Genomic DNA, 11,487 nt, shown 5'->3' on the forward strand with positions numbered 1-11,487 from the left:
TACATCGTTTTGCTCTTCATCGAGTGTGCCCCCGCTTTCCGGCAGTTCTTCCTGCAGTTCCTCCAGCAGCTCTGACGAGGACTCCGCAAAGTTCTTCACGAAGTTCAACGGATTCTGGATTTCGTGGGCGACGCCCGCGGTGAGTTCGCCGAGGGCCGCCAGTTTTTCCCGCATGACGATCTGGTCCTGCGCGACACGCAGTTCGCCCAGCGTTTTCTCCAGTTCGTCGTTCTTGCCGCTCAGTTCCTCCGCGAGTTTTTCCACGAGGTTCAGCCGCTGCGCTTCGATCGAATGCAATCTGAACACCTCGAGGGCGGAGGCCATGTCCGCCACCTCGTCGCGCCCGTCCAATTCCACCTTCTGTTTCAAATCGCCCCCCGCCATGCGCCGCATGTGTTCCGACAGAAACTCCAGGCGACGCAGCAGGACTTTTCCGACAAACAACCACGCGATCAGCAACGCACCGACCAGACTGACCGCATTCAGCGCAAGGAGCAACTGCCGGCCCACCTGGATCGTCTCTGTCGACGCGACCGTCGCGGCCTGGGTGCTTGCCTGCGCGGAATTCACGAGACTTTCCACCTCGGCGACCAGTTCGACGGCTATGTTGCGATTGTCTTCGATCAGCGTGCGTTGTTGGGCGAGAAGTTCAAGATCCTCCGCACGAATCTGAAAGATCTGTCCAGCGCCGCTGCCCAGCTCGAACAACTGGGCAAATACGGGTTCGAGTCTTTGCCGCAAAGGCGCCGTGTCCAGGCCGGCCAGGCTCCTTTCGACTCCCCCGCTGGCCGATTCGAACCGCTCGAGCAAGGGCTCCAGCCGGTCGGCGTCCACGAGGTTGAAGACGTTCGACAGGATCCGGGTGCTGACGGTCGCTTCGGCCTGCAGCTCGGCGAGATGATGGTATCGCTGGAGCTCCACCTCGGAAAGATACTCGGTACGCGGCGCCGCGGGTTCATCGATGTTCCGGTAACCCGTGGCCGTGTAGAACAACTGGTCGTCCAGGGCCGGGACAAGGATGCCGGCCAGTTGGAGCTGGAGTCGCTCCAGTTCCCGGCGCAGCGACTGGCTCTGTTCTTCGAGCACGAAACGCCGCGCCACGGATTCCTCGATCATGCCGATGTTGGACATCAGCGTGTTGCCGCTTTCGCTGATTCGCTGAAAGCGTTCATTTTCCATGCCGTAGCCGGCGATCGCTTCCAGCTGCACCGCGAAGCTCTCCCGTTCTTCGGCAATGCTCGCGGTCACGGCTTCAAAGGCTTCGGGCGTCTCCGCAGCCGCCAGACGCGGGGCGGCGGCCGCCAGGGTTCCGCTCCGCTGTGCCACGCCAAAGGCCGCGGCGATTTCAGGGACGGCTACCTCGTTCACCTCACGCTGGGTTTCACCGACCTCGTTGAAGGCGAACCACGCGACCATACTGGTCATCATGGTGAGCGCTACCGCCGTACCGATGCCCAGATACAACTGTCCCGAAATCCGGGACGGACCCTTGTCGTACAACCAGAGCAGCCACTGCTTGATCATGGCATCACGTCCCGAAGGGTGTTGATGGGATGGTAACGGCCATCCGTCCCGATCACCGTGAGAAAGACCGCGTCGGAGCCCTGGTTGTCGCCCTCGCCGAATTCGAGACGCAGACCGCCCATATCGATGGTGCCCGCCCGGTTCAGACTTTCCACGAGACAGGTCCGCTTTACGTCCGGCCCGCAACCCTCAAGGGCTGTGATCACCAGCCGGCCGGCCAGGTATCCTTCGAATGAGACGAATCCAGGGGCCGCGTTCCGTGCATGCGCGGAAAGCGCCCGGCGGTACTGAACGGCGATGGCGATATTGCCGGCCGAGGGGAAGGGGACGACCTGCGAGACCAGGACGCCGCGGCCGTTGGGGCCCAATTCACCGGCCAGGGCATTGCTTCCAACGAAGGAAATCGTAGCGAAGACCGGATTGAATCCCACTCGCCGCGCCCATGAAATGAGCGTCGCAACCGGCTGGTAAGCGCCGATGACGACAACGGCGTCCGGCTTTCCACGTTGCAGATCGAGCAGGCCGGCCTTGATCGCCGTGGTGTTTCTCGGATACACGCCGATCGCCACCGGATCCAGGCCCCTGCGTTCCAGCGCAAGCCTGACGCCCCGATAACCTACTCTGCCGAAAGAATCGTTCTGATACATTACGCCTATGCGCGTGATGCCGAGATCGCGCGAAAGCCGGTCGACGATTTCCTCGGTTTCCTGGTAATAGGAGGCGCGCAGGTTGATCACGCCGGTTTCCGTGTCGTCCCGCAAGAAAATCGCACCGGTAAACGGGGCGATATAGGGTACGCCCGCCTGCGATGCGATGGGAACGGCCGAACGGGAGGTGGGGGTTCCGACAGCGCCGATGAGTGCGAATACGGCTTCGTCCTCGATCAGCTTCCGGGTATTCGCAATGGCGGCCTCCGGCTCATAGGCGTCGTCGAGGGTAATCAGCTCGAGCCGTCGTCCGTGCACGCCGCCCCGGCGGTTGACTTCCTCGAAGGCCGCCTCGATGCCGAGATTCATGTTCCGGCCGAGCTCCCGGGCCGGACCGCTGAATGCGGCAGACTGTCCGAACAGGATGCGTTCGCCGGATACGCCGGGCTCTTCAACCTGGGAGGCGTTGGCGCCGCTGTATTCGAGAGGTAAAGCGGGAGAGAACGCCGTCGCACCCAGGGCGAGTAGCATGGCGACCGCCCAGTGGTCGCGCGTTCGTCTCATTCATTGTCCTTCCGCTTGACGATCGTCAGGATGTTCTTGTTGTCTTCCCGGCGGTAACTCAGTTCATCCATCATGGTTCGGACCAGGTAGATACCCAGACCGCCGACGGCCCGATCGTCAAGCCCGGACTCGATATCCGGTTCCGCGGAGTCCGTAAGGGGGTTGAAGGCCTGCCCTTCGTCCCGCAACTCGATCGTCAGCGCGTCGGTATCCGAGTCCAGCACGATCTCGAATTCATGATCCGGATCGTTACCGTGGCCATGGGTGACGATATTGACGCCCAGTTCCTCGAGGACCAGCTTAACCTGGTATACCATGCCCGGCGGCCATTCTTCGGACTCGCCGAGCTCATCCACGGCCTCGTAAATGCGTTCCAGCTGGTCGAGCTTTGTAGGTAGGCAAAGGGACAGTCTTTTGCTCATGGATATCCCTAGCGCTGCAGGACGGTGACACAGGTAATGTCGTCGGACTGCGGTGTCTCACCGGCGAAGTCGTGGACCGCCTTGAAAACGGCCCTGTTCGCAGCCTCGGTGGTCTCGGGGCGGGATGCCGAGAATACTTCCTGCAGGCGTTCCATGCCGAATTCCTCTCCGTCGGCATTCATGGCTTCCGTAACGCCGTCGGTGTAGAGAACGAGGAGGTCGCCGGCAGAAAGCTCGACGGCCGACTGATCGAAATCGATACCGGGAAAAACCCCGAGGGCAACCCCGTCGGTTCCGGGGAGCAACGTCGAGCTGCCGTCGGGATGAACCACCAACGGGGGATTATGCCCGCCGTTGGCGTAGGCCACCTGGGCGGTCTCGGGGGTGTAGACCGCGTAGAAGGTCGTGACGAACATGGCCGCCTCGTTCTCCTCGGTAAGGAGATTGTTGACTTCTTTCAGGACGGCTCCGGGCGCCATGGCCCCGATGGCCGATCCCTTCAGCAGGGTCCGGCTCGACATCATGAACAGCGCGGCCGGGACACCCTTGTCGGATACATCGGCGATGGCCAGGCCAATCTGCCCGCCGGGCAGGGGGAAAACATCGAAGAAGTCTCCCCCGACCTCCCTGGCGGGTTCCATGTTCGCGAAGATCTGGCAGCGGTCGGAATCGGGAAACTCGGTCGGCAGGATGGATTGCTGCATCTGGCTGGCCACGTTCAATTCGTTCTGAAGCCTGACCAGCTTGTCCCGGGATTCCAGGGCTTCACGCCACTGCTCCATGTTCTTCAGGGTGCGTTCGATGGTAACCCGGAGATCCTGGAAATCGATGGGCTTGGTAACGAAATCGAAGGCGCCGCGGTTCATGGCCGTCCGGATGTTCTTCATGTCCCCATAGGCGGAAACCACCACGGCGCGGATGTCGGGGGCTATGTTCGGAATCTGCGCCAGCAGGGTGAGGCCGTCCATCCGGGGCATGTTTATATCCGAAAGGACCATGTCGATGTCGGGAACCTCGTTCAGGCGCTCCAGGGCCTCCACGCCGTTCTGGGCGAAATAGAGCGTATAGAGACCGGAGCGGACGTCGCGGCGCATCCGCTGCCGCATGAGATGTTCGAGATCCGGCTCATCGTCCACGATAAGAAGTTTATATGATGTCTGCGTCATTTCACCCCTTGAATCCGGCGAATCCCTTCGACGACCGACACGCTGGTGTGTCGAATGAACAGTACGCCGTGAAGCGGTCGGCACGAACGGACGCTTTACTGGCCGATCTTCTCCACGGCTTCCGCCTGGGTAGAGTGGATGGAAATGATCTTGTCGAACCCGCTGATTTCGAAGACTTCCCGAATCGGGTCCGACAGCGAACACAGCGCGAACGCGGCATTCCGCTTCTGGAGCAATCGTGCGATCAGCAGGATGACCCTCAGGCCGGCGCTGCTAATATAGGACAACGCACCGAAGTCGAGCAGCACCTTGCTGTCGTCTTCCGCGATGGCGCCGTTGAGCGCATCTTCGAATTCCCGTGCGTTGGCGCCATCAATTCGACCTTCAACCTTCGCAATCAGTACTTCATTTGCTCGGTCGATACTGATCTCCATGAAACCAACCCCCTTTACAGGTTTAGAAAACTGCCGTTTCCGGCGAAATCAGCTTTGTTTACTCCATTGGTCCAACTGTGATGCGCGACCGACTCGGGGTTCGGTTCAACGCACCAGTCAATTCCAGTCGTGCACAGCGGTCTCAACCCGAAGCGAGAATGGGATGCAACGGTCCTCCAAAGGGCTCGCCCGGTTTCAAACCCTGGTCACCACCCGCGTCCCATCGACCGTTGTAATTGACATACTCGGGTATGTAGATGATGGCCAGGGCTCTCCGCGGCGATGGGGTGCGATTCGGCGTAGCGTAGTGGAACGTACATCCGTGATGAAAGGTAACGCCGCCCGCTTCCATTTCCATCACGACGGGCTCGACCTCGATATCCGTACCTTCGAGGTCTTTCAGTACGCTCGCCCCTTCGGTGCTCAAGGCCACGGGCGCCAGCCGGCCGAACTTGTGCGATCCCGGGATGAACTGCATGCAGCCATTTTCCACCGTCACGTCGTCCACGGCGATCCAGGCCGACAAAGCGCCGACCTGATCCATGGGCCAGTACGGCGCGTCCTGATGCCAGTTGGTTGCCTTGCTGCGCTCACCGCCGGGCTTGATCAATCCATGATCATGGTATATGACCAGGCGTTTGCAATTCGATACCTTCCGCGCAATTTCCGCCAGCCGCGCATCGAAGGAATACTTGCGGATAACCTCGTAATCCACCCACAGGTTGACCATCTGGTTGAAGACGCGGTTGTAATCGTCGTCAGTCTCGCGTCCACTGCCCAGGATACGTTCTCTTTTGTCGGCTATCGTCTTGTCCAGCGCGTATCCCAGTTCCGTCATTTCCTCCCTGGAGAAGAATCCCGGAATCTGTAGATAGCCATTCTCCTGAAAGAACTCAACCTCTTCGGCGCCAATGTGATTTGGATTCATGTGTTCGCAGAACCCGGAAATTGGATCGAATTACTCATATATAGTCCAAGTTCCTAAAAACAACAACAATAAACGTCACAGTGCGGTATTTCGCACAAATAACATAATGAACCATCCGGTCAAGAATTTTCAACCTCTTTTCAAAACGAAGCGTTAATTTATATTTACTGATCCGTAAGAAACCCTCTGTCCTGTCCGATATTCACGGATTCAAGGAGATAACCATGTCGACTGACCGCTATCGAATTGGTGTCCAGGACTATATCGACTATCAGCACGACGGCTACCTGGTCGTCCGGGGGCTCGTGCCGGACGCCGAGGTGGAAGAGATACGCCGCCATACCGAGGAACTGATGAGCGGCCGGATCGTCATCGACGGCGTCGAACCGCCGCCGCCGGGACTGACTTCCGAACAGATGGGGCAGCACTGGCTGCGCATACACATGCTCCATCGGAAGCATGAACTGCATGAAAAGTACCTGCTGCAACCCCGGATCCTGGATGTGCTCGAAGCCCTGGCCGGTCCGGACGTGCTGGCGCTCCAGACCATGCTTTTCCTCAAACCGCCCGGGCGCGAAGGCCAGGGGTTTCACCAGGACTCGTACTACATTCCAACCTATCCCGATACGCTGATCGGTTCGTGGCTGGCCGTGGATCCCGCGGATGAAGAAAACGGCTGCGTGATGGTCATTCCGGGATCGCATCACGAACCGATTTATCCGGACGAGCACAAGCTGGGCCAGAATCACGCCGACGGATCCATCGAGGACCTCGGCGTAATCGAAGGCGCCAGCGCAACGGACGAATCCCTGAACGGGCTGGCACCGGTGGCCGCGAAATACCATGAAAGGGAGGTAGCCGCGTGCATGGAGCCGGGCGATGTCCTGTTCATTCACGGCCATCTCCTGCACAGGTCGCATGCGAACCGGACCGGTACGCGATTCCGCCGGGCTTTCGTCGGCCATTATTGCAACGCGCGGTCCTGGGTGCCGTGGAACCATGGCGCCGACTTCGAGGGACCGTCGGCGAACAACCTCCATATCCTGGCGCGAGGCAACTCCCACCTGCCCTACGCCATGCCGAGTTTCGGCACGCCGTGCGACGCCCTCAACCCCAGGGAAACGGCCGGGGGCATGCGTCCGGCGCGCATGATGGGCGACATGCCCACCTCGACCGTGAAGGGCGTCATGGTATCGCGTTGAACGAACTCACCTCAAGCCGGGGAATTGATCTGGGGAGCCGGAGACCGGGTTAACCGGTTTTCGGCACGTCGGATTGCCGGATTCGGCGCGTCGGACTGCCGAACGCCTAGGCGCCGAAGAGATGCCGCGCCTTGTGGATGGCGGTGATCATGGTATCGATCTCTTCGGAGGTGTTGTAGAAGTACACACTTGCCCGCGCCGTGGCGCCGTAGGGTGTACCGAGGCGGCGCATCAGGGGTTGCGCGCAGTGGTGGCCGGCGCGGATGGCGACGCCCTGCCGGTCCAGCACGGTGGACAGATCGCTGGGGTGCATGTTGTCCAGGTTGAAGGAGACGGCGCCGCCCCGCCCCGGCGCGCTGCCGTAGACGGTCAGCCCTTCTATTTCCTCCAGCCGCCCGATCACGTAGTCTGTGATCGCCCTTTCATGGGTATGTATCTGCTCCATTCCAATGGCGGAGAGGTAGTCCACCACGACCCCGAATACGATGGCGTGGGCGATGTTGGGCGTGCCCGCCTCGAATTTCTCCGGTATGTCCGCGCAGGAAAAACCGTCCAGGCGGACCTCGTCGATCATCGACCCGCCCCCCATGTAGGGGGCCATCGCTTCCAGCAGCTCCTCCGGGATCCATCGCTTCCAGCAGTTCCTCCCGGCCGTACAATCCGCCGATGCCGGTCGGACCGCACATCTTGTGGCCTGAAAAGGCAAAGAAGTCGCAACCCAGCCGCGCTACGTCCACCGGCATGTGCGGTACGCTTTGGGCGGCGTCCACGAAGACCAGCGCGCCGGCGTCGTGGGCCCGCTCCACGATGGTTTCGATGGGATTGACGGTGCCCAGCACGTTCGACATGTGCGCGAGGGAAACGATGCGGGTCTTCTCCGTGATCAACTGGTCGGCCTGGTCCATGTCGAGCGACCCGTCTTCGCGTATGTCGAAATACCGGAGCGCCGCCCCGGTCTCCCGCGCGAGCATCTGCCAGGGCACGATGTTGCTGTGGTGCTCCATGACGGACAGTACGATCTCGTCCCCCGCCTTGACGTTCTTTCGTCCCCAGGCGCCGGACACCAGGTTGATGGCCTCGGTGGTATTGCGCACGAAGACCAGGTTCCGGGCCGGCGCGTTGATGAAGCGGGCCACCCGTTCCCGGGCGTCTTCGTAGGCGTTGGTCGCCTCCTCGCTCAGCGTATGGAGTCCCCGGTGCACGTTGGCGTTCAGCCGCGTGTAGTAATCGTCCAGGGCGTCGAGCACCACCCGGGGTTTCTGCGACGTGGCGCTGTTGTCCAGGTAGACCAGCGGCTTGCCGTGGACCTTCCGGTCCAGAATAGGGAAATCGCCACGGAATCGCCGGGCGTGTTCATCGGACCGGCGGACCGCCTCGTCGAGTCTGCGTGGGGTTTCAACCAGCACTTCTTCCATGATTCCTTAACCGGATGCGATAACCGTATGCGATCAGTAGTCTATGCCGAGTTCGAGCTTGGCGTCTTCGGTCATCATGTCGATATGCCAGGGTGGCTCCCAGACGATTTCGATCAGCGCGTCCGACACTTCGTCTACGGCTTTCACCTTGGTCTCCACCTCGGCGGGGAGCGACTGGGCCGCCGGGCAGTTCGGTGAAGTGAGCGTCATCTTGATATTCGTCATGCCGTCCTGCTGTACGTCAATTTCGTAGATGAGTCCCATTTCGTAGATATTGACCGGGATCTCCGGATCGTAGCACGTCTTCAATACGTCCACAATCTGCTCTTTAACGGCATCCGTATCCATCCCTGAACTCCTGTGCGCGTGGATGTATCCGCTATCTTCCCGCCTGGCCCTGGGCCGTCGAAAGATTCCGGATGGTGGTTTCGAAAAGCGTATCCAGCGAGGACCGGACGGCGTCGATCCTCAGGCGCCGGATCAGGTCGGCCGCGAACCCGTACGTGAGGAGGTGGCATGCGCTGTCGTGGGACAGGCCGCGGGTCCGCAGGTAGAATATCTGGTCTTCGTCGAGCTGGCCCACGGTGGCGCCGTGGGTGCATTTCACCTGGTCCGCGTAGATTTCGAGCTGCGGCTTGGTGTGTATCATTGCGTCCGCCGAGAGCATCAGGTTCTTGTTCAGCTGCTTGGCGTCCGTTTCCTGGGCATCCTGATGGACGAACACCTTGCCGTTGAACACACCGCGGGACCGGCCGTCCAGTATGCCCTTGTACACTTCGTAGCTGTCGCAGTTCGGCACGGCGTGATCAATAGCCGTGTGATTATCCACATGCTGATTGCCGGTAACCAGGAACAGACCGTTCATGCGCACCACCGCGTGTTCGCCCGCGAGCCGGGCGTTCGTGTCGTTCCGGGTCAACGCGCCGCCCATGCTCATGTTGAAGGTGGAGATCCGGCCGTTGCCTTCCAGGTGGAGTTGCGTGGTGGACAGATGGGCGGCCCCGGCACCTTCCCGGTTGATCCGGTAGTGGTCCACGTGGCCGTCCCGCCCCACGGAGATTTCCGTTACGGCGTTGGTGAGGTATGCCTGATCCGTCATGCCGGAATAACTCTCGACCACCTTGAGATTTGCGCCGTCGCCCGCCACGATGAGCGTGCGTGGCTGCGTGGCCGTCGGGGTTTCGAATCCGGTGGTGACATAGTGCACGTGTACCGGGGTTTCCAGGAGCCCGCCGCGCGGCACGTAGACGAACAGGCCGTTTTCGAAAAGGGCCGTGTTCAATGCCGTGAGCCCGGCACCTTCGTAATCGGCATGGCGTGCGAGGTGCGGATGAACGAGTTCCGGATGCTCCACTAGCGCATCGGCAAGGCTGCGTACCACGACGCCGTGGGGCAGGTCATGTTCGCGCGACAAGACGGAGGAATACGCACCGTTCACGAACACCAGCCGGTGCCAGTCGTTTTCGCCGAACTCGTAGGGAGCCAGCGCGTCCTCATCAAGTTCCGATTCCGCGGGCTCCGCATGATAGGATGTGTCCGCAATGGTTCGCAGATCGGTGTATATCCAGTCTTCCCGGAGCGGGAAGGAAACCTCCCGGGCGACCGGCATCCCGAGCGCCCTGAAGCGCTTCATGGCGTCCGAACGGATCCGGTGCAGCCAGAGCGGCGCATCCAGGGACCGGATGCGATCGAAGGTGTCGTAGAACGCGGTGTATCGACTGGGCGTTGCCTGCTTCAGTGATTCCGTCATTTCGTTGTTCCATGCTCCCTGGCGTTAATCAGCCGGCTGCTTCCACTTCCTCGCGGATCCATTCGTAGCCCCGCTCCTCCAGTTCGAAGGCGAGATCCTTATGGCCGGACTTCACGATTCTGCCGTCGTACATGACGTGGACATAGTCCGGCACGACGTAGTCCAGCAGCCGCTGGTAGTGGGTGATGACGATCATCGCGTTTTCCGCCGTGCGCTGATGGTTTATGCCGTGGGCCACGATCTTCATGGCATCGATATCCAGTCCCGAATCCGTCTCGTCCAGGATGGAGAGCGTCGGCTCGAGCACGGCCATGTGGAAGATCTCGTTGCGTTTCTTCTCGCCGCCCGAGAAGTCCTCGTTCACGGGACGCCTGGCCAGTTCGGGGTCCATGTCGACCTGCTTCATCTTCTCGTTCAGCAACTTCCGGAACGCGCCGGCGCTCATCTCCGGTTCGCCGCGGTACTTCAGGCGTTCGTTCAACGCCGCCCGGAGGAAATAGGCGTTGCTGACGCCGGGGATCTCCACCGGGTACTGAAAGGCCAGGAACATGCCTTCGTTGGCCCGCTCCTCGGGGGTGAGCTCGAACAGATCTTTGCCCTGGAACCGTACCGTCCCGCCGGTTTCCGCGTATTCCTCGTGGCCGGCGAGGATCTTGCCCAGCGTACTCTTGCCGGAGCCGTTGGGCCCCATGATCGCGTGCACCTCGCCCCGATCGACGGTCAGATCGATCCCGTTGATGATATCCTGGTCCTTGATGCCGCCGCGCAGATTCCTGATTTCCAATAAAGCCATCTTTTTCGATTTCTCCTGTTATGATGCATCGGCCGCAAACCGGCCGTTCGCTATCCCACGCTGCCTTCGAGACTGATCCCGAGGAGCTTTTTCGCTTCCACGGCGAATTCCATCGGCAGTTCCTGGAAGACTTCCTTGCAGAATCCGTTGATGATCATGGAAATGGCGTCTTCGGTGGATATGCCCCGGGTCTTGCAGTAGAAGAGCTGATCTTCGCTGATCCGGGCCGTGGAGGCTTCATGTTCCACGCTCGCGGTGTTGTTGCCCACGTCGATATAGGGAAAAGTATGGGCGCCGCAGCGGTCGCCTATGAGCATCGAGTCGCATTGGGTGTAGTTCCGTGCCCCGTCCGCCTTCTTCAGGACCTGGATCCGTCCCCGGTAGACATTCTGGCCGTTGCCCGCGGATATCCCCTTGGAGACCACTGTGCTGCGCGTGTCCTTCCCCACGTGGATCATCTTGGTTCCCGTGTCGGCCGCCTGTTTGTTGCGCGTCAGCGCCACGGAATAGAATTCGCCGATGGAATGGTCGCCCTGCAGGATCACGCTGGGATACTTCCAGGTGATGGCGGAGCCGGTTTCCACCTGCGTCCACGAGATCTTACTGTTATCGCCCTTGCAGGCCCCGCGCTTGGTCACGAAG

The 11,487-nt window shown here is 60.6% G+C and carries 11 protein-coding genes and 1 pseudogene; 1 reads left to right on the forward strand and 11 read right to left on the reverse strand.

Annotated features, from left to right (window positions below):
- The 6 genes from OXG98_04920 to OXG98_04945 form a co-directional block, all read right to left on the reverse strand.
- Positions 1-1,524: HAMP domain-containing protein (locus OXG98_04920; GenBank protein ID MCY3771346.1), on the reverse strand; the 1,524-nt coding region annotated here is incomplete at its 3' end.
- Complete coding sequence (locus OXG98_04925) at positions 1,521-2,735, reverse strand: ABC transporter substrate-binding protein (GenBank protein ID MCY3771347.1); 1,215 nt, start codon at positions 2,733-2,735, stop codon at positions 1,521-1,523. The genes OXG98_04925 and OXG98_04920, both read right to left, overlap by 4 nt.
- A complete protein-coding gene (locus OXG98_04930) occupies positions 2,732-3,157 on the reverse strand; it encodes an ATP-binding protein (protein MCY3771348.1) in 426 nt (141 codons plus the stop codon). The genes OXG98_04925 and OXG98_04930 overlap by 4 nt, the downstream gene beginning before the upstream one ends.
- 8 nt (positions 3,158-3,165) lie before the next feature.
- The gene (locus OXG98_04935) at positions 3,166-4,323 is read right to left on the reverse strand and encodes a SpoIIE family protein phosphatase (GenBank protein MCY3771349.1); all 1,158 of its coding nucleotides are present in this window, start codon (positions 4,321-4,323) and stop codon (positions 3,166-3,168) included.
- 95 nt (positions 4,324-4,418) lie between these two features.
- Positions 4,419-4,757: an STAS domain-containing protein gene (locus OXG98_04940; GenBank protein ID MCY3771350.1), complete on the reverse strand. Its 339-nt coding sequence runs from the start codon at positions 4,755-4,757 to the stop codon at positions 4,419-4,421.
- A 142-nt stretch (positions 4,758-4,899) separates the two neighbouring features.
- The gene (locus OXG98_04945; protein MCY3771351.1) at positions 4,900-5,685 is read right to left on the reverse strand and encodes a phytanoyl-CoA dioxygenase family protein; all 786 of its coding nucleotides are present in this window, start codon (positions 5,683-5,685) and stop codon (positions 4,900-4,902) included.
- 224 nt (positions 5,686-5,909) lie between these two features.
- Between OXG98_04945 and OXG98_04950 the strand changes: the two genes are divergently transcribed.
- Entirely contained in the window at positions 5,910-6,887 is a 978-nt protein-coding gene (locus OXG98_04950) for a phytanoyl-CoA dioxygenase family protein (GenBank protein ID MCY3771352.1), read from the forward strand.
- Between the two features lie 106 nt (positions 6,888-6,993).
- Here the strand turns inward: OXG98_04950 and OXG98_04955 are convergent.
- From OXG98_04955 to OXG98_04975, 5 genes and pseudogenes are all read right to left on the reverse strand, one after another.
- Positions 6,994-8,302: pseudogene (locus tag OXG98_04955) on the reverse strand (cysteine desulfurase).
- Positions 8,303-8,335: 33 nt separating this feature from the next.
- Complete coding sequence (locus tag OXG98_04960; protein MCY3771353.1) at positions 8,336-8,650, reverse strand: iron-sulfur cluster assembly protein; 315 nt, start codon at positions 8,648-8,650, stop codon at positions 8,336-8,338.
- Between the two features lie 31 nt (positions 8,651-8,681).
- Positions 8,682-10,052, reverse strand: coding sequence for a Fe-S cluster assembly protein SufD (gene sufD / locus OXG98_04965; protein MCY3771354.1), 1,371 nt, complete (start codon positions 10,050-10,052; stop codon positions 8,682-8,684).
- Positions 10,053-10,080: 28 nt separating this feature from the next.
- Positions 10,081-10,845 carry a Fe-S cluster assembly ATPase SufC gene (gene sufC, locus OXG98_04970; protein MCY3771355.1) on the reverse strand — a complete coding sequence of 255 codons (765 nt, stop codon included), beginning with the start codon at positions 10,843-10,845 and terminating at the stop codon, positions 10,081-10,083.
- Positions 10,846-10,895: 50 nt separating this feature from the next.
- Positions 10,896-11,487, reverse strand: a 592-nt coding sequence (locus OXG98_04975; GenBank protein MCY3771356.1) for a SufD family Fe-S cluster assembly protein, incomplete at its 5' end; no start/stop codon positions are given.

Source organism: Gemmatimonadota bacterium, assembly GCA_026706345.1.
Classification (GTDB): Bacteria; JAAXHH01; JAAXHH01; order JAAXHH01; family JAAXHH01; genus JAAXHH01.